25 protein-coding genes and 1 pseudogene are annotated in these 22,121 nt (G+C 63.0%); 6 read left to right on the top strand and 20 right to left on the bottom strand.

The features are described 5' to 3' along the window. Positions 1-23 precede the first annotated feature (23 nt). Genes EJ066_RS19305 through EJ066_RS19295 form a run of 3 tightly spaced genes read left to right on the top strand, consistent with a single transcriptional unit; the run spans position 24 to position 2,228 of the window. A complete protein-coding gene (locus EJ066_RS19305) occupies positions 24-941 on the top strand; it encodes a DUF692 domain-containing protein (protein ID WP_126040687.1) in 918 nt (305 codons plus the stop codon). Beyond that, positions 928-1,734 carry a DNA-binding domain-containing protein gene (locus tag EJ066_RS19300; RefSeq protein WP_126040685.1) on the top strand — a complete coding sequence of 269 codons (807 nt, stop codon included), beginning with the start codon at positions 928-930 and terminating at the stop codon, positions 1,732-1,734. Before EJ066_RS19305 ends, EJ066_RS19300 begins: the two co-directional genes overlap by 14 nt. After that, complete coding sequence (locus tag EJ066_RS19295; protein ID WP_126040682.1) at positions 1,731-2,228, top strand: DoxX family protein; 498 nt, start codon at positions 1,731-1,733, stop codon at positions 2,226-2,228. The genes EJ066_RS19300 and EJ066_RS19295 overlap by 4 nt, the downstream gene beginning before the upstream one ends. Positions 2,229-2,261: 33 nt before the next feature. Here EJ066_RS19295 and EJ066_RS19290 read toward each other — a convergent pair whose 3' ends face one another. From EJ066_RS19290 to EJ066_RS19270, 5 genes are all read right to left on the bottom strand, one after another. Continuing rightward, positions 2,262-2,750: a molybdenum cofactor biosynthesis protein MoaE gene (locus EJ066_RS19290; protein ID WP_126043968.1), complete on the bottom strand. Its 489-nt coding sequence runs from the start codon at positions 2,748-2,750 to the stop codon at positions 2,262-2,264. Position 2,751: 1 nt separating this feature from the next. Next, positions 2,752-3,009 (bottom strand): molybdopterin converting factor subunit 1, encoded by a 258-nt coding sequence (gene moaD / locus EJ066_RS19285; protein WP_126040680.1) that lies wholly within the window; start codon positions 3,007-3,009, stop codon positions 2,752-2,754. 1 nt (position 3,010) lies between these two features. Beyond that, positions 3,011-3,607, bottom strand: coding sequence for a CDP-diacylglycerol--glycerol-3-phosphate 3-phosphatidyltransferase (gene pgsA / locus EJ066_RS19280; protein ID WP_126040678.1), 597 nt, complete (start codon positions 3,605-3,607; stop codon positions 3,011-3,013). A 98-nt stretch (positions 3,608-3,705) separates the two neighbouring features. Beyond that, on the bottom strand, positions 3,706-5,796 hold the full coding sequence (gene uvrC / locus EJ066_RS19275; protein WP_126040676.1) for an excinuclease ABC subunit UvrC: 2,091 nt from the start codon (positions 5,794-5,796) through the stop codon (positions 3,706-3,708). Then, a complete protein-coding gene (locus tag EJ066_RS19270; RefSeq protein ID WP_126040674.1) occupies positions 5,793-6,569 on the bottom strand; it encodes an SDR family oxidoreductase in 777 nt (258 codons plus the stop codon). The genes uvrC and EJ066_RS19270 overlap by 4 nt, the downstream gene beginning before the upstream one ends. A gap of 408 nt (positions 6,570-6,977) precedes the next feature. Here EJ066_RS19270 and EJ066_RS19265 point away from each other — a divergent pair, with 408 nt between their 5' ends. Next, complete coding sequence (locus EJ066_RS19265; protein ID WP_126040672.1) at positions 6,978-7,634, top strand: outer membrane protein; 657 nt, start codon at positions 6,978-6,980, stop codon at positions 7,632-7,634. A gap of 85 nt (positions 7,635-7,719) precedes the next feature. On the opposite strand, the gene EJ066_RS19260 is transcribed toward EJ066_RS19265, so the two are convergent. The 3 genes from EJ066_RS19260 to EJ066_RS19250 all read right to left on the bottom strand — a co-directional run bounded on the left by EJ066_RS19260 (position 7,720) and on the right by EJ066_RS19250 (position 10,283). Next, positions 7,720-8,316, bottom strand: coding sequence for a glutathione S-transferase family protein (locus EJ066_RS19260; protein WP_126040670.1), 597 nt, complete (start codon positions 8,314-8,316; stop codon positions 7,720-7,722). A gap of 438 nt (positions 8,317-8,754) precedes the next feature. After that, positions 8,755-9,183: a hypothetical protein gene (locus tag EJ066_RS19255; RefSeq protein ID WP_189644312.1), complete on the bottom strand. Its 429-nt coding sequence runs from the start codon at positions 9,181-9,183 to the stop codon at positions 8,755-8,757. Between the two features lie 569 nt (positions 9,184-9,752). After that, positions 9,753-10,283, bottom strand: a complete 531-nt coding sequence (locus tag EJ066_RS19250; protein ID WP_126040666.1) for a DinB family protein — start codon at positions 10,281-10,283, stop codon at positions 9,753-9,755. A gap of 100 nt (positions 10,284-10,383) precedes the next feature. On the opposite strand from EJ066_RS19250, the gene EJ066_RS19245 reads away from it, so the two are divergent. Further along, a complete protein-coding gene (locus EJ066_RS19245; RefSeq protein ID WP_126043967.1) occupies positions 10,384-10,974 on the top strand; it encodes a TetR/AcrR family transcriptional regulator in 591 nt (196 codons plus the stop codon). Positions 10,975-11,060: 86 nt separating this feature from the next. Here EJ066_RS19245 and EJ066_RS19240 read toward each other — a convergent pair whose 3' ends face one another. From EJ066_RS19240 to EJ066_RS19190, 11 genes and pseudogenes are all read right to left on the bottom strand, one after another. Next, positions 11,061-11,513, bottom strand: coding sequence for a hypothetical protein (locus tag EJ066_RS19240; protein WP_126040664.1), 453 nt, complete (start codon positions 11,511-11,513; stop codon positions 11,061-11,063). Between the two features lie 130 nt (positions 11,514-11,643). Beyond that, on the bottom strand, positions 11,644-12,489 hold the full coding sequence (locus tag EJ066_RS19235; RefSeq protein WP_126040662.1) for a 23S rRNA (adenine(2030)-N(6))-methyltransferase RlmJ: 846 nt from the start codon (positions 12,487-12,489) through the stop codon (positions 11,644-11,646). A 3-nt stretch (positions 12,490-12,492) separates the two neighbouring features. Next, positions 12,493-13,107 carry a hypothetical protein gene (locus EJ066_RS19230; RefSeq protein WP_126040660.1) on the bottom strand — a complete coding sequence of 205 codons (615 nt, stop codon included), beginning with the start codon at positions 13,105-13,107 and terminating at the stop codon, positions 12,493-12,495. Positions 13,108-13,270: 163 nt separating this feature from the next. Next, positions 13,271-14,371 carry a sn-glycerol-3-phosphate ABC transporter ATP-binding protein UgpC gene (ugpC, locus tag EJ066_RS19225; RefSeq protein ID WP_126040658.1) on the bottom strand — a complete coding sequence of 367 codons (1,101 nt, stop codon included), beginning with the start codon at positions 14,369-14,371 and terminating at the stop codon, positions 13,271-13,273. Between the two features lie 11 nt (positions 14,372-14,382). Beyond that, positions 14,383-15,216 carry a carbohydrate ABC transporter permease gene (locus EJ066_RS19220; RefSeq protein WP_126040655.1) on the bottom strand — a complete coding sequence of 278 codons (834 nt, stop codon included), beginning with the start codon at positions 15,214-15,216 and terminating at the stop codon, positions 14,383-14,385. A gap of 19 nt (positions 15,217-15,235) precedes the next feature. Then, a pseudogene (locus EJ066_RS19215) lies at positions 15,236-16,096 on the bottom strand (sugar ABC transporter permease); the annotation flags it as partial. Between the two features lie 179 nt (positions 16,097-16,275). Further along, the gene (locus EJ066_RS19210; protein ID WP_126040650.1) at positions 16,276-17,535 is read right to left on the bottom strand and encodes a sugar ABC transporter substrate-binding protein; all 1,260 of its coding nucleotides are present in this window, start codon (positions 17,533-17,535) and stop codon (positions 16,276-16,278) included. Positions 17,536-17,562: 27 nt separating this feature from the next. Further along, positions 17,563-18,738, bottom strand: a complete 1,176-nt coding sequence (locus tag EJ066_RS19205; protein WP_126040648.1) for a PLP-dependent transferase — start codon at positions 18,736-18,738, stop codon at positions 17,563-17,565. After that, on the bottom strand, positions 18,735-19,469 hold the full coding sequence (locus EJ066_RS19200) for a FadR/GntR family transcriptional regulator (protein WP_126040646.1): 735 nt from the start codon (positions 19,467-19,469) through the stop codon (positions 18,735-18,737). The genes EJ066_RS19205 and EJ066_RS19200 overlap by 4 nt, the downstream gene beginning before the upstream one ends. A gap of 232 nt (positions 19,470-19,701) precedes the next feature. Next, positions 19,702-20,517: an oxidoreductase gene (locus tag EJ066_RS19195; protein ID WP_126040643.1), complete on the bottom strand. Its 816-nt coding sequence runs from the start codon at positions 20,515-20,517 to the stop codon at positions 19,702-19,704. An 82-nt stretch (positions 20,518-20,599) separates the two neighbouring features. Further along, the gene (locus EJ066_RS19190) at positions 20,600-20,950 is read right to left on the bottom strand and encodes a hypothetical protein (RefSeq protein WP_126040641.1); all 351 of its coding nucleotides are present in this window, start codon (positions 20,948-20,950) and stop codon (positions 20,600-20,602) included. Positions 20,951-21,135: 185 nt separating this feature from the next. On the opposite strand from EJ066_RS19190, the gene EJ066_RS19185 reads away from it, so the two are divergent. Further along, positions 21,136-21,573: a helix-turn-helix domain-containing protein gene (locus EJ066_RS19185; protein WP_126040639.1), complete on the top strand. Its 438-nt coding sequence runs from the start codon at positions 21,136-21,138 to the stop codon at positions 21,571-21,573. Positions 21,574-21,600: 27 nt separating this feature from the next. On the opposite strand, the gene EJ066_RS19180 is transcribed toward EJ066_RS19185, so the two are convergent. Then, on the bottom strand, positions 21,601-22,050 hold the full coding sequence (locus EJ066_RS19180) for a DNA polymerase III subunit chi (protein ID WP_126040637.1): 450 nt from the start codon (positions 22,048-22,050) through the stop codon (positions 21,601-21,603). Positions 22,051-22,121 lie beyond the last annotated feature (71 nt).

Genomic DNA, 22,121 nt, shown 5'->3' with positions numbered 1-22,121 from the left:
CTGCCTGGAAAGCGGAGGCGAAGATGAACGGACTGGTCCCACCATCCCGCGTGTCGAAAACCTCGCGCTTTCCGGCACACCCGGTCGCCGGCCTTGCCGGCACGAGTTTCAAGCATGAGCATCTACACGCGATCCTCGGCGACGGCCCAAAGGACGGTTTCTTCGAGGTCCATGCCGAAAACTACATGGGCGCCGGCGGCCCGCCGCACGACGCGCTGACCAATATCCGCCGCGACTATCCCGTTTCGCTGCACGGGGTGTGCATGTCGATCGGCGGACCGCGGCCGCTCGACAAAGCGCACCTCGATCGTTTTAAGGCGCTCGTCGACCGCTATGAGCCAGCGCTTGTTTCCGAGCATCTCGCCTGGTCGACCCACGACACCACCTATTACAACGACCTGCTTCCCCTGCCCTACACGCCGGCAACGCTTTCGCGCGTGGCGGATCACATCGACGAAGTGCAGGAGACGATCGGCCGCCCGATCCTGCTGGAGAACCCCTCGACCTACGTCCTTTTCCCGGAATCGACGATGAGCGAGACGGATTTCATCGGCGCGCTGGTGCGGCGTACCGGTTGCGGTTTGCTGCTCGACGTCAACAACGTCTTCGTTTCGGCCACCAATCACGGCTATTCGGCACGTTCATACCTCGCGGATTTCCCGCTCGACCACGTCGGCGAAATCCATCTGGCAGGGCACGCCGAGCAGGAGGATGACGAGGGCGATCTTCTGCTGATCGACAGCCATGACGGCCCGGTCGCCGACGCGGTCTGGAAGCTCTTCGATATCGTCATCGGCCGGTGCGGGCCGCTCCCGACGCTGATCGAATGGGACAGCGACATTCCCGACTGGCCGGTGCTCAAGGCCGAAGCCGCCGCCGCCCAGGCGATCCTCGACCGTCACGCCCACAGCTTGTTCGGAAAAGTCCATGCCGCAGGATGAGATCCAGCCGGGCGATCCCGGTCGCCGGTTCGACTATGCCGCGGCGTTCACCGCCGGCCTGCTCGATCCTGACCGGGTCCCGCCCGACGCTGTCTCGGGGCCGAACGGGAAGGCTGCGGTCAAGCGATATGCCGTCTACCGCAACAACGTCACCGTCAGCCTGATCGATGCGCTGGCCGCCAGTTTCCCGGCGACGCTGCGCATAACCGGCCCGGACTTCTTTCGCGCGATGGCGCGCTTTCATGTTCGCGAAACACCACCGACCTCGCCGCTTCTATTCGAATACGGCCGCGACTTTCCCGATTTCATCGAACGCTACGAATACGCCCAGTCGATGCCCTGGCTGGCCGACGTGGCGCGAATGGAGCGGGCCTGGCTCGACGCCTATCATGCCGCCGACGCGGAACCGCTGGCGTCCGGAGCACTGGCGTCGATCCCGCCCGAACGACTGGCCAATACCGTGTTTGTGCCGCATCCGGCAACACGCGCCATACGCTCGTGCTATCCGGCCGTGACGATCTTCGCTGCAAACCGGAGCGACGGTCCCGTAGGGCGGATCGAGGCCGACGGCCCCGAAGATGCGCTGGTCACGCGGCCCGGGCTTGAAGTCTTCGTTCGCCACCTGCCGCCCGGCGGCGCGGTTTTTCTGAATCGTCTCATGGCGGGCGAGCCACTCGGCGCGGCTGCCGCGGCTGCATTTGCGGAGCGTGCCGAATTCGACCTTCCCGCCAACATCGCCGGCCTGCTGCAAGCGGGCGCCTTCACAGCGGCACACCAGGGAGAATGGCCATGACGAACCATGTGCGGAACGCGAGCACCGGGCCGCGAGGGATCGCCGCCCTTGCCGAAAGGGTGAATGCCGCCCTGCGCGCGATTGCCACCCCATCGCTGACGCAGCTTGTCCTGCGCTGCGCGCTCGCCGTCCCGTTCTGGCGGTCCGGCGTCAACAAATGGGACGGCTTTCTGCAGTTGAACGATGTCGCCGTGCTGCTCTTCAGCTCGGAGTTCAAGCTGCATCTGCCCGGTGGACCTTATGCATTTCCCGCACCTGGGCTGGTGGCGTTCGCCTCGGCGTCGGTGGAGATTCTGTTGCCAATTCTCCTCGTTCTCGGCCTGGCGACACGACTGGCTGCATTCGGCATGCTCTTGATGACGCTGGTCATACAGCTCACCGTGCCGGACGGCTGGCCGCTGCACATCACATGGGCGGCGATGGCGCTTGGCATCATGGCGTGGGGACCCGGCCGGATTGCGCTCGATCACTGGATCGGCACAGACAAAGGCTGATGGGTTCTCACCTTCTGGCAGCGGCGCGAAGCATCAATTTCGTTTCGGCACGGCCTGCTTCCAGCGGCTCGCGGCCTCGTCGTCGGCTTCCTTGGCCTCGACCCAGCCGCCCTCGGAGCCGTCGGCATGGTGTTCCTTCTTCCAGAACGGCGCGCGCGATTTCAGATAATCCATCAGGAAGTTCGCCGCCTCGAACGCCGCCTGCCGGTGCGCCGAGGCCGCGACCACCAGCACGATGTTCTCGCCGGGCGCGATCCTGCCATGGCGATGGATGGCGGTGAGGCCCTGCAGCGGCCAGCGTTTGATCGCCTCAGCGGCGATGCGGCCGATCTCGGCTTCCGCCATGCCGGGATAGTGTTCGAGTTCGAGCGCGGTGAGCCTGCCCGCCTCGTCGCGACAGAGGCCCGAGAACGTCACCACGGCGCCGATGTCGGCCCGTCCATGCGTCATCCTGGCGATCTCGGCGGCGACATCGAAATCCTCCGCCTGGATGCGCACGGTCGACACCACCGCGCCCGGCATTTCAGCCACCCGTCATCGGCGGGAACAGCGCGATCTCGCGGGCGCCGGCGATCTTTTCGCGGTGCTCGACATGTTCCTGGTTGATGGCGACACGGATCACATCGGGATATTGCAGCGCGTGCTCGTATTCCTCGCCGCGCGATTTCAGCCAGCGCAGCAGGTCGGCCACAGTCTCGACGCCGGCGGGCAACTCGACATCCTCTTGCGGCTTGCCGATCCGCTCGCGCACCCAGGCGAAATAGATGAGCCGCGTTGCCATCTCACTCGTCCATGATGTGCTTGAGGCCGGCGCGGAAATAATCATAGCCGGTATAGAGCGTGACAAGTGCGGCGATCCACAACAGCACCAGCCCGGTCTGCGTGGTCAGCGGGAAGATCTTGTCGCCGGCCGGCCCGGCGAGCAGGAAGGCGATGGCGATCATCTGGATGGTGGTCTTCCATTTGGCCAGTTGCGTCACCGGCACCGAGACTTTCAGCGCCGCCAGATATTCGCGCAGGCCCGAGACCAGGATTTCGCGGCACAGGATGATGATCGCCGCCCACAGCGACCAGCCGGCGATGCCAGCGTGGCGATCTGTGTCGGCGGCAAGCAGCAGCAGGCACGTGGCGACCAGCAGCTTGTCGGCGATCGGGTCGAGCATCTTGCCGATATTGGAGGTCTGCTGCCAGGCGCGGGCCAGATAGCCGTCGAAATAATCGGTGATCGAGGCGAGCAGGAAAATGACCAGCGCCGACCAGCGGGCGAAGTCGCTCGACTTCAATTGACCTTCGAGAAAAAAACACAGCACAACCAGCGGCACCGCGAGAATACGGGCGTAGGTGAGCATGTTGGGCAGGTTGAACGCGCGCTGGGCCATATTTTTGGGAACTCTCTCTGCCTGCGTACTCAAATCAGAAGCGAATGTGGGGGTCAACAGGCGATAGTCGATGGACCAACCGAAAATAGCCGAATCCATCAGCTCTCGTGAAAATGGTTATAGACGAGTTTGGCGACCTGCTCGGAAATGCCATCGACCTTGATCAAATCCTCGATCGCGGCGCGGCTGACCGCCTTGGCGGTGCCGAAATGCATGAGCAGCGCGCGCTTGCGGCCTGGGCCGATGCCGCTGATCTCGTCGAGCGGACTCTTGACCATCTCCTTCTTGCGGCGGGCGCGGTGCGATCCGATGGCGAAGCGGTGGACCTCGTCGCGCAGCCGCTGGACGAAGTAGAGCACCGGATCGCGAACGGGGAGCGAAAACGAGTCCCTGCCCCTCACGAAGAAGCGTTCGCGGCCGGCGTCACGATCCTGGCCCTTGGCGATGCCGATCGCCACCACACGGTCCTCGATGCCGAGATCGGCGAGTATTTTTCGCACCGCCGTCATCTGGCCCTGGCCGCCGTCGATGAGGATGATGTCTGGCCAGGCCGGGAAGCTGCCCGTGTCCTCGATGTCGTCGCCCTGTTCGACCGGGGTCGGGTCGTCCGCCAGCTCTCCACTTTGCGGCACATCGCCATGTTCCTTCAGCAGCCGCGAAAAACGCCGCTCCATCACCTCGCGCATCATGCCGAAATCGTCTCCCGGCGTGATCTCGGTCGAGCGGATGTTGAATTTCCGGTATTGGTTCTTCACGAAACCTTCCGGCCCGGCGACAACCATGGCGCCGACGGCGTTGGTGCCCATGATGTGCGAGTTATCGTAGACCTCGATGCGTACCGGCGGCTTTTTCAGGCCGAAGGTCTCGGCGAAGCCGGCGAGCAGCCGCCCTTGCGTCGAGGTCTCGGCCAGCCGGCGGCCGAGCGCCTCGCGGGCATTCTGAAGTGCGTTGTCGGTCAGCTCCTTCTTCTCGCCGCGCTGCGGCACCGAGATCGACACCTTGCGACCGGCGCGGGTGGAGAGAGCCTCCGCCAGCAATTCCTGATCCTCGACGCCACGCGACAGAAGGATGGCGCGCGGGGTCGGCTTGTCGTCATAGAACTGCGCCAGGAACGAGCCCAGCACTTCCGATCCCTCCAGCGCCGGATCGGCCTTGGGGAAATAGGCGCGGTTGCCCCAGTTCTGACCGGTGCGGAAGAAGAACACCTGGATGCAGACCTGGCCGCCTTCCTGATGGATGGCGAAGACATCGGCGTCGTCGACCGTCTGCGGGTTGATGCCCTGGTGGCTCTGCACATGCGACAGCGCCGCCAGCCGGTCGCGATAGATCGCGGCCCGCTCGAAATCGAGGTCTTCCGAGGCCTGCTGCATGGCGGCGGAGATTTCCGTCTTCACCTTCTGGCTGCGGCCGGAGAGGAAATCCTTCGCCTCGGCCACCAGCTCGGCATAGCCGCCATGCGATATCTCGCCGGTGCACGGGGCCGCACAGCGTTTGATTTGGAATAGCAGGCACGGCCGGGTGCGGTTCTCGTAGAAGGAGTTCGTGCAGCTCCTGAGCAGGAAGGCGCGTTGCAGCGAATTGATGGTGCGGCCGACGGCGCCGGCCGAGGCGAAGGGGCCGAAATAGTCACCCTTGCGCGAGCGCGCGCCGCGATGCTTGTAGATGCCGGGCGAGACATGATCGCCGGTCAGCAGGATATAGGGGAACGACTTGTCGTCCCGCATCAGAACATTGAATCGCGGCCGCAAGCGCTTGATAAGGTTGGCTTCCAGCAGTAGCGCTTCGATCTCGGTTCGGGTGACGACGAATTCCATCGTCGCCGTCTCGCGCACCATGCGGCCGATGCGGCTGGTGTGGAAACGGCCTTGCGCGTAATTGGTCACGCGCTTCTTCAGGCTGCGCGCCTTGCCGACATAGAGCACGTCGCCGGCGGCGTTCATCATGCGGTAGACGCCGGGAGCGTTGGGCAGCCGTTTGACCAGCGTCTGGATAACCTCGGCGCCGACCATGCCGTCGGCATCGCCTGCATGCGGCGTCCAGTCGATGGCCGTGAAGGCGACCTCAGGGCCGCCGGAACCGGGACCTGACGACTCGACGATCTCCTCCGCCGCCTCGTCATCGAGGTCAACTTCGGGGGGCAGGTCGTCGGCGGCACCGCCTCGTTTGTGTTTCTGGTCCATGGAACTCATTCCGCCATGCCTGTCACATCCGGCGTCTGCCATGCAAGGTGCTGGCCGCCGTCGAGCGCGATCATCTGGCCAGTAATCGAGCGCGCGCGCCAGAGATAGCGGATGGTGGCGCCGAATTCAGGCAATTCCGGGCCGCGCTTCAGGATCAGGCCGTCGACCTGCGCGGCAAAATCGCTGTCGTCCTGGCGCGCGCTCTTCAGCGTCGGCCCTGGACCGATGGCGTTGACGCGAATGCGAGGCCCCAGCGCCTGCGCCATCATCTGCGTCTGCGTCCACAATGTCGATTTCGACAGCGCATAGGAGAAATAGCGTGGCGTCGGGCGCCAGACGCGCTGGTCGATCATATTGACGATCAGCCCTTCCCGACCTTCCGGCAGCGCGCGGGCGAATTCTTGCGCCAAAAGTGCCGGCGCCTTCACATGGACGGCGAAGTGACGATCCCAGGCAGGCCAGTCGAAGTCCTGAACCGTATCGTCCACGAACAGCGAGGCGTTGTTGACCATCAGTGTAACTGGTCCGAGCGCGGCCTGGGCGCGGCCGACCAGGTCGCCGACCGCGGCCATGTCGGTCAGGTCGGCGGCGACCACGGCGGCGCGGCCATCCTTGCCAAAATGGCCTCCGTTGATCCGCGCGGCCAACGCTTCCGCCTCGGCCCGCGAGCGGTTGCAATGGATGGCGACGGCAAAACCGTTCGCGGCAAGATCCTCGACTATCGCCTTGCCGATCCGCTTTCCCCCGCCCGTCACCAACACCGTTCCAGCGGCCTTGCTCATCCTGTCAATCCTCAATGGGCCTCGATTTCAGCCCGCCGGCAAAATATGGCCGGCCAAGCATTAAATGCCGTTCGCACGTTGGGCAGCATTGTGGCAAAGTGGCCGGATCGGTCTTTCGACTCTGGCCGGGACTCGGCCTGCCAGACCACAATATAGGCCGCTGGACCCCTTGCTCCAAGCGGTGTGCAGCGCGGCATGGCAAAGCCTCCTGACACCATCTGTTGCGCAGATGCAACGTCAAGGTTCAGCCTCATTCGTGCCAGGGAATGACCCAAGTTCAGGTTCGCTTCAGCCGCATTTGGACACGACATTTGGAACCGTTGAGCGCCAGACCCGTTTATCCCCCCGGCGGGTTGAGGGTGCTCGTGAAAAGCAAGCCTGTGCCTGTGGCTTAAGGAGTAAAGAACAATGCAAGCCAATCTTAAATTTGCGCGACCGCTGGCGGTGGCGTTCGGGCTCTTCGCCCTCGGCGGAACCGCCTATGCTGCTGACGTGATCCAGGAAGAGCCGCCGGCACCTGCCCCGATCGCCGAACTTCCGGTCGCGTCCTGGGCCGGTCCCTATGCCGGTGTGAGCGTCGGCTACGGCTTCAGCGGCCATGCCGATGCCGAGGATGTCGGCGTCGACGTCGGTACCGATGGTTTCGTCGGAGGTGTCTTCGGCGGCTACCAGTGGCAGCAGGAGAACTTCGTCTACGGTGCTGAAGCCGACATCGGCTACAGCGGCATCGAGGGTGACGATAGCGGCATCGAGGCCAAGGGCGGCTTCGAAGGTTCGTTGCGCGCCCGGCTCGGCTACGCCGTCACCCCGGAAATCCTGCTCTATGGCACCGCCGGCGGCGCGCTGAAGAACCAGAAGATTGAAAACCACAACACTGGTATCGACGACGACAACACCATGCTTGGCTGGACGGCCGGCGTCGGCACTGACATCAAGATCACCGACAATGTGTTTGGCCGTGTCGAGTACCGCTACACCGACTTCGGCGACAAGGACTTCGGCGATATTGGCAAGGTCAAGTCCACCGACAACCGCGTCACCTTCGGCGTCGGTATGAAGTTCTAAATCGTCCAAGCCACGACACGAAAAGCCGGGCCTCGCGCCCGGCTTTTTTTGCGACCCCTTCTCGGGCCTGGCTGCGTCAACCAGTTCACGCCGGAACGCAGGGTTTCAGCTCTGGAAACTTCTCGTCAAAGCGTGCTGCCCAGCGGACCAGCCGGCTGCGGCCCTTTTCCCATTTTCCGGCAAAGCGCAATGACAGATAGCCAAGGCAGGCGCGCAGCGCCAGTTGGCCGGCGGTGATCTTCTTCGGCAGTTTTGGCGGATTGGCGTTGAGCCGATCAAGCGCGCAGGTGATCTTCGCCCACTGGCGGTCGAGCCAGGGCTGGTAGACCATGTCTTCGGGGCGCGTGCGCCGCTCATAGACCATCGACAGTGCGCAGTCGCAGATGCCGTCGGCTAGCGCTTCCAGCACTTCGGCTTCGAGGCGCTTGTCGGGATTGCGCGGAAACAGCGCGTTCTTCGACATGCGGTTGAGATGCTGGGTAATGGCGCGGCTGTCGTAGATCGAGCGGCCGTCATCGAGCACCAGCACCGGGATCTTGCCGAGCGGATTGGCCCCGATCAGCTCGGCCGGCTTATCTTCGGTTTTCATCGGCACGAGATCGACGGCGATGCCGGCATAAAGCGCGGCCATGCGCACCTTGGAACTGTAGGGGGACGTGGAAGCGTAGAGCAGTCTGGGCATGATCGGGTTCCTGTTTGCCGACTATAGCGCCGCGCGTCCTCTTGGACGTACAAAGGACGTTGCAGCATTCTGATCTTTGATGCGCGGCACTGTTGACCGGGCATGACAGCATGATCAACAGCCACAAGCGGAAAAACCAGGCGCCACGGAGACGACCGTTTTCCTCCGCGCTCTTGAGCCAAATGAGCGGTACGGCAGCCGCAAGAGAATCCGAACAGGCCGGACAGATCCGAACCTGATAAACTCCGGCCTTGCACCGAAGGTTTCCTTCCAGGTGCAAAGAAATATCCCACCGGACTTCGCCGTAACGGCGAAGTCCTGGGAGCTGCGAAAAGCTGTCTTCCCTCCGCCTCTGTTCTTGCCCGAGCACCAACCCGCGAGCGAGGCACCCTGCCTCGACCGTTTTCGGCACTGTCCTCCGCGAGCGACGAGACGCGATTACTTCTTGGCCTTCGCCTTTGCAGGCGCTGCCTTCGGCTTGGCCGCCGGCGCTGCTTTCTTCACTGCTGCAGAAGACTTCGCTGCCGCCGCCTTCGCTGCCGGCGCAGCCTTCTTTGCCGGTGCGGCTTTGGCCTTGGCAGGTGCTGCTTTCTTCGCTGCCGGCTTCGCCGCGGCCTTTGCGGCCGGCTTCTTGGCAGGCGCCGCTTTCGCCTTGGCGGGCGCAGCCTTGGCAGGTGCCGCCTTGGCGGGCGCCGCTTTCTTCACTGCCGGTTTTGCCGCAGCTTTCGCGGCCGGCTTCTTGGCCGGCGCTTTTGCCTTCGGCTTGGCAGCAGGTGCTGCTTTCTTCACAGCGGTCACTTTTGCCGCCGCTGCTTTTCCCTTGGGCGCGGCGGCCTTCGGCTTGGCGGCAGGCGCTGCTTTCTTCACAGCGGTTGCGACCTTTGCCGGAGCTGCCTTTGGTGGTGCTTTCTTTGCCGGTGCTTTCTTTGCCGGTGACTTGGATGCCGGCGCTTTGGATGACTGCTTAGCCATATCATGCCCCTTAGTTGTGCCGACGGCCATAATGACCCGGCGCGCAATGCATATCTGACTCGCGCTTGTCTAGCCAGCGAAGCATTACATTGAATTTCGCAGATTAAATTTCGGTTACGGCCACAGTGTGGTTGTGCTGATCGTCACAGAAATCCGAGACGAACTTCGGCCTTCGCGATGATGTTCTGTGACGGAAATTCTTCGCGTTCAATCTCGCTTCATCCTCTCGCCAGGTACAGGATTTCTCGCACGGCTTTGATCGTGGACATCCGTCATTGGTCGCAGAAATCACGAAGAGTCCTCATATCGTTCGCTTTGTCTTGTCCAGTCCAGCGAATTACAGACCAAGACGACAGCAACTCGAGGAGCATGCCATTGCATCATCTTGCGTGGACGCAAATGAATGTGAGCTGGATGCTCACTTTTATGCAAGAATGCCCAATCGGCTTCGACCCGCGCTGCAGTCAGGCCCCGAGCGGCTCACGCGCCGTCCACTGCCTACGCGAGGGCTCAGCCCGATGGAGACCGACGGCAAAGGTGTCCCATGGCGGTGTGATGGAAAGCTGCGCCAGGATGCGGCCGACCTCGCCGCGATGGTAGCCGCCGTGAAGTACGACGTGCGTCAGCATTTCCTGGCGCGTCATGCAGCCCTTGCCGCCATCGGTGAAGACAAAGGCGACGGGCTCGGAAAGATCCGGTTGCGAAACGGTCGAGAGGTAGTCGAGATACCAGCGATCGCTCGCCGCAACGGCTACACGCAAATCGGAGATAGCCGGCGTTTCCTCGGTGTTGTCGGCGTCATAGCCATGCCTCGCGCCAACGAGGTGCGCCGAAAATATCCGCGACACAACATGGCTGTGGTTGATCAGCCGCATGGCGGCGTGCCGTTCCCTTTCGTGCAGGCGCGGGTCCAGGCTCCCAAGTTTCTCCAGCAACTCGTCATTCGCCCAGGCCTGATAGGCGAAGAGGCTGCGGAGCAAGGTCAGGGTGCACATGACTGTTTCCTTTCGGTCCGGAAAAATGTGAGTATGCTGTTTATATTTTCACGTGATGGAACCGCACGTGTCTACTCGCATTGCAAAATCGCGCCCGCGCATGCGCAAGCAGCCACGCCAGCAGCGCTCGATCGCGACCGTTGAAGCAATCATCGAAGCCGGTGCTCATATTCTGAGCGAGCTTGGGTGGGCCGGCTTCAACACCAACAAGGTGGCCGAAGCGGCCGGCGTCAGCATCGGCTCGCTCTACCAGTACTTCCCCGACAAGCTCGCCTTGGTCGAAGCGATCCGGCGCCGCCACTTCGATAACGTGCTGTCGGTGATCAGCGAAGCGGCAGCGGACGAAAAGCCGCTCCGGCAATTTGCGCGCAAGCTGGTGCGCGGCATGATCGCGGCGCACAGCATCCATCCGACGCTGCACCAGGTGCTGCTCGACGAAGCGCCGGGCGACCGCGGCTCGCGAGCCGCCCATGCCGCGTTCCAGTCGCGCTATCTCGAACACTACGCAGCCGCCGTGGCGCAGTATCGCAGACGCAGGAAAGACCACGAGACGGTCGCACGCGTGCTTTCGTCCGCGGTCGAAGGCGTGATCCACAATGAGGCGCGCCGGGGCATACTGGACGCACCAGGGTTGCAGAAGCAGCTCGTCGAGCTGGTGTGCGCTTATCTGTCTGGCGGCAAGGTGGCCTGATCTCCAGTCGGAGATTGGCGAAAGCCGAGATGGCGTCCGACCTCCCGCTTGCGGGGAGAGCGACAGTGTCGCCGACGGCGCGTCTCCTAGCGCAGGACGCGGCAGCGGCCGTTGTAGACCATCCAGCGGTCGAAGCCCGAGACGCAGAATTCGACATTGTCGCCGATCGAGGCAAAGCCCTGCCCCTCCTCGATCAGATACCAGATGGTGCGGGCGTTGCCGTCGGACAGGCTGACGGTGGCGCCGCAATAACGGCGGCCGATCGGCCAGGTGTCGTTGGCCGGGAAATAGCGGTGCTGGTGGATGCGCTGGAAATCGGTGATCTCGACATCGGGCAGATTTGGCACATGATGCACTTGGTAGGAGAAGCGGCTGGTGATCTTGTTCAGCACCCAGGCCTCGCCGCAGACGCCGCTGTCTTCGTCGGTATAAATGGCAAGATCTGCCGCCTTTGCTGCCTGGGTGACAGCAAGGGATGTGCCGAGCGGCGTGCAAAGGGCGATCAGTGCGGCAAGGGCGGATTTGGCGAAGCGAGTCATGGCAGCCTCTTATGGTCGATTGCGCGCACTGTGCGGATTCGCTCGCGCGCGGTCAAGCGGTTGTAGAGACGATGGTTTCTTAGTTTGAAATTGCTTCAACCAAGGCAGGCGCGTGGACACCTCCGCCGCCCTATGCCGCCAGCCATTCCAGCGTCCAAGGCGCCGGTTTCTCGACGACAAGCAATTTGTGCAGGGCCGGCAGCAGCGTCCGCAGCTCGCCCTCCAGCGTAAACGGCGGGTTGACCACCACCATGCCGCTGCCGTCGAGGCTGGGTTCGGCCGATGGCGGCCTGATCTCGAAGCCGATGTCGAGCAGCTTCGGGATGCCTGATTGCACCAGCGCCTTCCTGAAGGCGGCGACCGCCTTGCGGTCCTTGACCGGATACCACAGCGCATAGATGCCGCCCGGCCAGCGCTTGTGCGCCTTGCGCAGCCCGTCGACGAGGCGGTCGAACTCGCCCTGCTCCTCGAAGGGCGGATCGACCAGCACGAGGCCGCGCTTTTCCTTCGGCGGCAGATGCGCGCCGAGCGCCAGCCAGCCGTCGAGCTCGATCACCCGGGTCTGGAAATCTCCGGCGAACAGCGCCCTCAGCTTGGCGGCATCCTGGCGATGCAACTCGATCGCCGACAGCCGGTCCTGCTTGCGCATGAGATGACGCGCGATCAGCGGCGAGCCCGGATATTTTTTCACCCCGTCTTCGGGATTGAGCGAACGCACGGCTTCCAAATAGGGCGCCAGAAGTGCTGCCGCCGGCGGGTCGAGCGCGGCATCGACCAGCCGGCCGATGCCACCTCGCCATTCGCCGGTCTTTTGCGCTTCAGTCGACGACAGGTCGTAGCGGCCAATGCCGGCATGGGTGTCGATGACGCGAAACGCCTTGTCCTTCTGTTTCAGATATTCGACGAGCCGGCTCAGTACGACATGCTTGACGACATCGGCAAAGTTTCCGGCGTGATAGGCGTGACGGTAGTTCACGACTTAATTCGAGCCCCTGCCCCAGCGCGGCGGTGGCGGCTGCGAATTCGGATTCTGCGGCCGCCGGCCGCCGAAACGCAAAGCCAAAACCAGCCCGATCAGGCCAACCGCCATCAGCGAGAAGCCAACCGGCTGCGCACGGCTGTCGATCTCGCCGACCCCGGAGCGCAGGACAAGGTCCACCGTCCGCATCTCGATGCCTTCGGCGTCGCCGGGGCCGACGGTGAAGATGTAGGGGCCCGGACTGACCGACGGGATCAGGCCTGCCTCGTCGCGGAAGATCTTGTCGGGCAGTTGCGGGCTGACCTGGCGCGGGTTCTCGGAATGGATGAACTGCAGCGTCGAGGCGAGCACCGTCCTGCCACCGGTGGCGGCGGTCAGCGTCAGCACGGTGCGCTGTTGCGAGACGACGATGCGTTCGGCCCTAGTGGTGAGGTCGACCAGCACCCGCACGGGCGCGTCGCGGCCGGCCAACGGCACCGTAACCGGCTTGAACCGGCCCTGCTCGTAGACCCGCCAGGTGCCGATCTCATGGCCGGAGAAATTGGCCATCGCCCAGGGATAGACGACGCCGATGCCGATGCCGGCTAGCAGGATCAGAAGAAACAGAAAGCGCATGCGCTCAACTACCTAGCGTTGGCGCCGTCGCGGGCGCGTTCCACCTCGTCCAAAGAGCGTGTCGAGGCCGGGAGCGAATGTCCTATCGAATTCGGCGGCGCCAAGATAGACAATAGCATCGGACCCAACGGTGGAAACCGACCCGAGTGACCGAAAATGAGGATCAGTTGTTCCCGTGCTGAAGGCTCGACCTCAATGCGCGCTTTCCAGTCTCATCGAACAAATGCAGATGTTGCGGCGGGAAAGCCACCGTCACCGTCGGGCCGGCCGTCAGCGCGGCCCGGTCGAGCGTGAAGACATTGAATGGCAGGCCATGCAGGCTGAGATGCAGGATGATGCCAAAGCCGGTCGGCTCGATCAGGTCGACCGTCGCCCTCAGGCTGCCCTCCGAGGCCGGCGTCATCTCGACATGCTCCGGCCGAATGCCGAGCGTCACCGCCGCGCCTTCCTCCAGTTGATAGGCTGACGAAAGCGCTATCAGCGTTCCGTCAGGCAGTCGTGCGCCGGCCGTGGCTCCACTGACCTCGTAGCGTGCCGACAGAAAATTCATGGCCGGCGATCCGATGAATCCGGCGACGAACAGGTTGGCCGGGCGGTCGTAGAGTTCCAGCGGGCTGCCGACCTGCTGCACCACGCCCTCATGCATGGCGACGATCCGGTCGGCCAATGTCATCGCCTCGATCTGGTCGTGGGTGACATAGATCGATGTCGCGCCGAGATCACGGTGCAGCTTCTTGATCTCTGCTCGCATCTGCTCACGCAAGCGCGCGTCGAGATTGGACAGCGGCTCGTCGAACAGGAATGCCTTGGGCTGTCGCACGATCGCGCGGCCCATCGCCACGCGCTGGCGCTGACCGCCCGACAATGCCTTCGGCCGCCGCGCAAGCAGCGGCTGCAGCTCAAGCTTCCTGGCCGCGTTGCCGACAGCGGCTGTGATCTTCTCGCTGGCGGCCTTCCGGATCCGCAGGCCGTAGCTCATGTTCTCGGCGACGTTCATGTGCGGATAGAGCGCGTAGGACTGGAACACCATGGCGATGTCGCGGTCCTTGGGTGCCCGTTCATTGACGCGCAGGCCGTCGATCCGGATCTCGCCTTCGGTTACCTCCTCGAGCCCGGCGATCATACGCAGCAGCGTGCTCTTGCCGCAGCCCGACGGCCCGACCAGCACCACGAACTCGCCGTTTTCTATCGCCAGATCGACGCCGTGCAGCACGGAGACGATGCCGAAATTCTTGCGAACGTTGCGGATGTCGATCGATGCCATGAAAACCTCGCTCAGCCCTTGACCGCGCCGGCCGTCAGGCCCTGGACCAGATAGCGCTGGATGAACAGGAAGAAGAGGCAGGCCGGGATCAGCGCCAGCACGCCGGCCGCCATCATCTGTCCGAAATCGACCGAAAACTTCGACACGAAAGTGAGCAGACCGACCGGAAAGGTTGCGGCGCTGTTGCCCGAAATCAGCATCAGCGCGAACAGCAGTTCGCTCCACGCGGCCGTGAACACAAAACCCAGCGTGGCGGCAATGCCCGGCAGCGTGAGCGGCAGGATGATCTGGCGAAACGCCATGAATTGCGTGGCGCCATCGATCTTGGCCGCCTCTTCCAGCTCCTTGGGAATGCCGTCGAAGAACGACTGCATCAGGAATGTCGCGAAGGGAATGTTGAAGGCCGTGTAGACGACCACCAGCCCGGTCAGGCTGTTGGTCAGCCCGAGCGGCGAGAGCATCTTGAAAATCGGCGCGACCAGCATCACCAACGGAAACATCTGGGTGAGCAGCATCAGTGCGACCAGCCAGTACTTGCCACGGAAGGTGAAGCGCGACAGCGCATAGCCGGAGAGGGACGCGAGCAGCGTCACGATCGCGGCCGTCGCGCCGGCAACGATCATGCTGTTCCTGAAGAAGACCGGGAATGCACTGTGGGCGAGCACGAAGCGGAAATGCTCGAAGCTCATCCGCGATGGCCACATCCGCACGCCCTCGGAATAGAGCAGGTCGTTCGGCGTGACCGATACTTTCAACAGCCAGAACAGCGGGAACAGCGCAAAGACCACGTAGCAGAGGATCGCCAGGCGGTGGAGCGCAGTACCGTAGATCGAATACCTGTTCATCCGGTCCTCCCCCGATCCATCAGGCGCGATCCATCAGGACTTGCCGCAGCATGACGATCAGCATCGAATAGGCGAGCAGCAGGACGAGCAGCACCAGTGCAATGGCCGAGGCGTAGCCGAAATCAAGCGCCCTGAAAGCCTGCGTGAAGATGTAGCTCGCGACGATCTGCGTGCGGTCGGCCGGGCCGCCATTGGTCATGACGATGATCAGGTCGGCGAAGTTCGAGATCCAGACGGTGCGCAACAGCACGGTGATCGCAATGGTCGGCGCAAGGAACGGCAAGGTGATCGACGTGAACCGCTTGACCGCGCCGGCGCCGTCGATCGCCGCCGCCTCGTAGAGGTCGCGCGGGATGGCCTGGAGCGCGGCCAGAAGCGTGATGGCGAAGAAGGGAATGCCCCACCAGACGTTGGCGATGATCGGTCCCCACATGGCAAGCTGCGGATTGGAAAGGATGTTGGCCGGCTCACTCATGAGGCCGAGCGCATAAAGCCAGTGCGGCAGCGGCCCGATAACGGGATTGAGCAGCCACGCCCAGTTGAGCCCGGTGAGGAAGGTCGGCACCGCCCAGGGCAGGAACACCAGCGCCTGCGCTATGGCGCGGCCGGCAAACGGCCGGTCGAGCAGCAGCGCCAGGATCAGGCCGAATACGAACTGCAGGAAGACGGATGCGCCGGTCCACCACAGCGTGTTGCGCAGCGCCCGATAGAAATTGTCGTCGCCGTAAAGGGTGCGAAAATGATCGAGCCCGACATACCCGCCGGAGAAAGGATTAAGCAAGTGCACGTCGCGGAAGGCGTAGGACAGGCCAAGCACCAGCGGCGCCAGCATGATGGTGACGATCAGGATCAGCGCCGGGGCGGTGTAAAGATATGGCTCGGCATGGCGCGTGATCCGGTCGGCCAGCGACCGGCGGCGCGATTCCGGGAGGCCGGCGGTGGCGTCAAAAACCATCAGCTAACGCTTTCGTTCCAATTGGTCATGGACGAGAAGGCTTTCATTGCCCGACATCTGTCGGAGCCACCCGCGATGGCGGCTCCGACGCGCGGGTCCGCTGTTTATTTCTTGGCCAGGAATTTCTGCTGCGCCTTGGTCAGATAGTCGGCCCACTGGTTGGCCATTTCCTCAGGTGTGATGTCGCCGAGCAGCGCCTGTTGACTGGTCTTGATGACCATCGAGTCCTTGAAGAAGGCAAACTCCTCGAGATAGGTCGGCATGACCGTCGGCACCGCATCCTTGTCCTCGAGTTCGGCGAACCAGCCCTTGAACTGCTCGCTTGCGTAGAAGGGATCCTTTTCGGCCGACTTGTGGACCGGCAGCGCTCCGGTGCGCTTGTTCCACTCGACATTGCCCTCGGGTCCTTCGAGCGTTTCGATCAGCTTCCAGGAGAGGTCCTTATTCTGGCTGGCCGCCATCATGGACCAACCGGCGTAGCCGATGGTCGGAAACGTCTTGCCGTCCGGCCCCTTCGGCATGGTCATGACGCCGTAATCTTCCGGCTTCATCCGCTCGGCGATCGCGATCAGCGCGTCCGGGTCCTGGTCGAGCATCGCACAGGTGCCGGTGTAGAAACCGGCGACGATTTCGTTGAAGCCCCAGTTGACGCTGTCCTTCGGCGCCAATCCCTTCTTGTAGAGATCGACGACCCAGGTCAGTCCCTTGACCCAGCCTTCGCTGTTCATGGTCGAGGTGCCGTCGTCGTTGAAGAATTTGTTGGACCCGGCCATGGTTGCGCCGAACATCATCCAGCCGTTGAGGCCGCCCGGCCCGCCGCGCAGGCAGTAGCCATATTTGCCCGGAAGCTTGGAGACTTTCTCCGACGCCGCCACGAACTCGTCCATCGTCTTGGGCGGCTCGGCGACACCAGCCTCCTGGAACAGCTTCTTGTTGTAGAACATCGCCCGGAGATAGAAGCCATAGGGCAGCATGTAGGCGGTGTTGTTCACGTCGCGGCCGAGCTCGAGCGCGCGGTCGGTGAGGCCCGAGGTGTGCTCCCATTTGGCAAGATAGGGTTCGAGGCTTTCGAGAAGGCCATTGTTGGCATAGAGCGACAGCCACGTGTCCGGCATCTCCATGACGTCGGGGATTTCGCCGGCGGACACCATGGTCGCGAATTTCTGGAACGCCTCACCCCAAGGCAGCGAGATGACCTCGACCTTCGTGCCCGGGTTGGCGGCCTCGAATTTGGAGACGATCGACTTCAGCGTTTCGGTGCGCTCGGGGCTGGTGATCACCTCCACGAGCTTCAGCGTCGTGTCGGCGAGTGCAGTACCCGACATCAGTACGGTTGCGAATGCGGCGATGAGAAGCTTCTTCATTTTCCGTTCCCTTCTTGTCTGGTTGCTTCAGGTCTTTTCTTCGGAAGCGGCGATGATCGCCGCTTCCAGGTCACTCCACAGCGCCTCGGTTCCCTCGAGGCCGACATGGAGACGCACGGACCGCGGATGGACGCCGAACGCCAGCGCGGAGTTGGGTTGGGCCTTCTGCTGCAGCACGACCTCGCCCGGCACGATGAGGCTTTCATGACCGCCCCACGACACACCCAGCTTGAACAGCTTGAGGCGGTCGGCAAACGTGCGGATGTCGATGCCGTCGCGAAAGACGAAGGAGAACAGGCCCGACGTGCCGGTGAGCCCCGCGGGAAGCCGGTTGGCCAGCCCCGGATGGCAGACCTTCTCGACGATCGGATGATCCTGCAGGCGCCGTGCGATTTCGAGGCCGGACGCCTGATGGGCGCGCATCCGGATCGGCAGGGTGCGCAAGCCACGGATCAAGAGCCAGGCATCGAATGGCGACAGCTTGCCGCCGAGGTATGGATAGGCTTCGCCGCGGATGCGGCCGATCAAGTCCTTCGAGCCCGCGACCACGCCGGCCACGACATCGCTGTGGCCACCCAGATATTTGGATGCGGAGTGGACCACAAGGTCGACTCCGAGCGACAGCGGCCGCTGGAAGACCGGGCTGGCCCAGCTGTTGTCGATGATGGTCGGGATGCCACGGGACTTTGCCAGCGCAGCGAGCGCACCGATGTCATGGGTTTCCATGACCCAGCTGGTCGGGCTCTCCATATAGAACAGCTTGGCGCCAGGCAGGGCGCCTGCGACGGATGCTTCGTCGCGCCCGTCGACATAGGTCACCTCGATGCGCATGCGTGCAAGCAGCGTCCCGAACAGCCGGAACGCGTCCGGGTAGATATGCCTGACCGCGACGATGCGGTCGCCCGGCTCGACAAAGCTCAGCACTGCCGACGAGATTGCGGACATGCCGCTCGCAAAACCGATGGCGTCCTCGGCGTCTTCCAGCTTTGCCAGCATGTCCTCGAACATGCGCACGGTCGGGTTCAGCCCGCGCGTGTAGGTCGGCCGCACTTTTTCGCCGCGGTATGTCTCGAGCATCTCGTCGTAGCTCGGGAAGGTGAAGAGCGAGGTCTGCACGATCGGCGGCACGACGGCATCGAAGGCGTTGCCCTCGTCATGCGCGGCGATCAGCGACGCCTGATCGAAAAAATCGGGGCCGTTCATTTCGACATTTCCTCGATATCCTCTTCCACGATCTCGAGTATCTTCAGCGTTCTTCCGCGCGCCAGCTCCGCGTCCCCGACGACAATGGCGTCGAACAGCTCGCGGTGATGCGGAAACGATCGCCGCGCGAAATCCTGGCGGTCGAAGGGATGGTCCCAGAAGCGCTCGAACGCTTCGCGCATTTGTCCCAGAAGCTGCCGGAAAAGCGGGTTGTGCGTGGCGTCGTAGATGGCCAGGTGAAAGGCCAGGTCTTCCGGGCCAGACGTGCCGGTGGCGAGATGGACGCGCTCCATCTCGATGAGTTTCTCCTCGATCGTCCGCAGGTCGTCGGCCGTCCGCCGCCGCGCCGCCACCATGCTTGCCTCGGCCTCGATGCCGCGGCGCACCTCGAGGGTGTGCAAGAGGCCGTCGCGCAGCTCTGCCGTATCGAGCGACAGCGGCAAATGGATCGTGCCGGCGGATATCGGCTTGAGCAGATAGGTGCCGCTGCCTTTGCGGGTCTCGGTAACGCCGAGCGCTTCGAAACGCCCCATCGCCTCCCGTATCGTCGAACGCCCGACGGAAAGCGCGGCCATCAGTTCGCGTTCGGTCGGAAGCCGGTCACCGCTCTTCAGCGCGGCGCGCTCGACATAGTCGGCCAGCGCTTCCATGACCTGTTTGCCGCGGTCCAGCGGCGGGAGCGTGGCGATTGCCACACGCGTTGCCCCGGGCAGTTCGCCGCGCGCTCGCATGGGCAACCTAGATCCACAATTGGTCTGACATCTTAGCAGTTTTGCGCGCGGTCATCCTTTCGTCAAGTGGCTGGGGCGTGCCTCAGTTCGAATTTCGCTCCAAACGCTACGACGCAGGCATTGCCAGACCGGTCATTCCCGTTCGGGTTTGGCGCTCCAAGGCGGTGGTCAAGATCGGCCCATCGGCCCTGATGCGGCGCAATTCACTGCCAAGCTTTCGCATGCTCAAGCGTCAGAGCGGCAGCCCGAGCTGCTTTCGCAGGCTTTTGTCGAATGCGGATGCGGGGACGAAACGGCGCAGGAAACTGACCTGGCGCGCCATTTTCCCCGCCGCATAGCGTCTCTTCGGAGCGGGATCGGTCGCAGCCGCCAAAACGGTCTTGGCTACCACTTCGGGCGCATCGCCTTTTTCCATCGCCTTCCGCACGGCCACTTTCATGCCAGCGCGCGCAGTGTCATAGATATCAAGCAACTGATCCGGCCTGGCGAGACTGTCTTCGAACGACGTACGGGTATAGGCGGGCTCGACCAATACAACGCGAATTCCGAACGAGCGCAGTTCGTGGTCAAGCGATTCGGAATAGCCTTCAACGGCATGTTTGGTCGACGAATAAAGCGCGAAATAAGGGGCTGGGATGAACCCCTGCACCGAGCTCAAATTAACGATTCTGCCCTTTCCCTGGCGTCGCATGATCGGCAACACCGCGTTGGTGACGCGGAAAACGCCGAAGACGTTCACGTCGAACAACGACTGGGCCTGGGCGGACGAGGACTCCTCCGCGCCGCCAAGCAGACCCATGCCTGCATTGTTGACGAGCAGATCGATGCGCCCGGTCTCGGCCAGAACGTCATCGACCAGTTTCGCCACGGACGCGTCATCGGTCACGTCGCAGGTCAGCATGGTAATGCCATCGATCGTTTCGGCGACCGCGCGACGGCTGGTTCCGAACACGCGAAAGCCCGCGTTCTGCAGGGCTTTAGCCGTCGCGCGCCCGATGCCGGTGGATGCCCCCGTCACCAGGGCGACGCCAAGGTTGGTCTTGCTCATGGAAATCACTTCTTTCTCTGTGCTGGATTGCCGGCCTCGGGCGTGCGCACAATGGGCACGCCCCGACGATCCGATGAAGCCATTACTCGGTAATGGCCCCGACTGACTGTTTCGATCCCACCTCGGTGACGGTAAGCTTGCCGCCGGAGCGCGACATGTCGAGGCCCTGGTCGGATCCGCCCAATTTCCCGGGCACCGATATCGTAGCCGACTGGCCTTCAGCGAGCGTGGCCGAGAAGCGCACCGGAATACCGGCCTCGCCATCCGCTATCGTTGCGATCACCCGATAGCCGTCATTTTCGTTGGTGTAGTAGAAGACGCCATGAAGATCGCCGATATGGATACTCTTCCCTGCCATGGGGGACAGCTCACCGGCATGCAGCGGGGACACGGCCAGGCCGAATGCCGCCACAACACCGATGAGGTTGTTCATCGCGAGGCTCCGTTTGAATGGTGCCGATCTCGGCTGGCCCGCCGCGACATGACGCGCCGATTGCGCGCGCTGAGGGTTAAGTTCTGGATGGGTCCTGTTCATGGAAATCAGTCCTTTCTTTGTGCTGGATTTCATTTCGAAACGATGTTACTATCATTTCGATATGAAGTCACTATCAAAATGATATGAACACAAAAATTCTTTCCGATGCCTCTTGCCCGATCGCCCGCAGCCTCACCTGCGTTGGCGATGCGTGGAGCATGTTGATCCTTCGCGACGCGAGCATGGGCCTCACCCGCTTCGACGAATTCCGGAAAAGTCTTGGCATCGCCCCCACCATTCTGACCCGGCGGCTGGCGACGCTGACAGAGGAGGGACTGCTGGAAAAGCGGCGCTACTCGGAGCGGCCGCCGCGCGACGAGTACGTGCTGACCGACGCTGGACGCGATTTCTTGCCGGTACTCGTCTTGATGGGTGCTTGGGGACGCCGATATCGCGGCGGAGGCAGGCTGAAGCGGTACATAGATTCAGAGACAGGCGAAGAAATTCAGCCAGTGGCCGTCGATGCCGTCACAGGGGCCAAGATCGGCACGCGCCCCATTCGGGCCGTAGCCGACGACTGACGTCGGCGCCGAGCAAACCTGGAAGTTCTACGCCTTGCGTTCCCAGCGCCGGTCCGACGTCTGCTGCCAGTAGGTGACTGCGTGGCCGGCTTCCTTCATCGTCTTCCAGTGCGTGCGCGCCGCCTCGACCTGCGCCGTATCGTGGCCGTCGAACAGGAACACGGCGCGCTCATAGGAGCCAAGTTCCGGCGGCACCGCTCCATCGACCAGGAAGCGGATCTGCGCCTCGTTCGGATTGTCCTGGCCGGTAGTCAAAAGGATCGGCTGCTCGGCCGGATAGGATTCGCGGTCGGTCGCATGCGCCAGGAACGAGTCGTCCCTGAAGGTCCAAAGATGCTGGTCCAGCGCGTCGCGCCGCTCCTCGGTGCCGGTCTGCACCACGGCGCGCCAGCCGCGATCGACGCTGCGCTCGAGCAGGCCGGGCAGCGCATCCTCCAGCGTCGATTCGGTCAGGTGGTAGAACAGGACGTCGGCCATGATCGCGCCTCTGGAGCAATTCCAGGAAAAGTGTGCAGTGGTTTTCCTGGGAAAAGTGCGTAGCGCTTTCC

Origin of the sequence: Mesorhizobium sp. M9A.F.Ca.ET.002.03.1.2 (genome assembly GCF_003952365.1) — a bacterium.
GTDB lineage: Bacteria > Pseudomonadota > Alphaproteobacteria > Rhizobiales > Rhizobiaceae > Mesorhizobium.
This window is presented reverse-complemented; position numbering and strand designations above follow the sequence as displayed.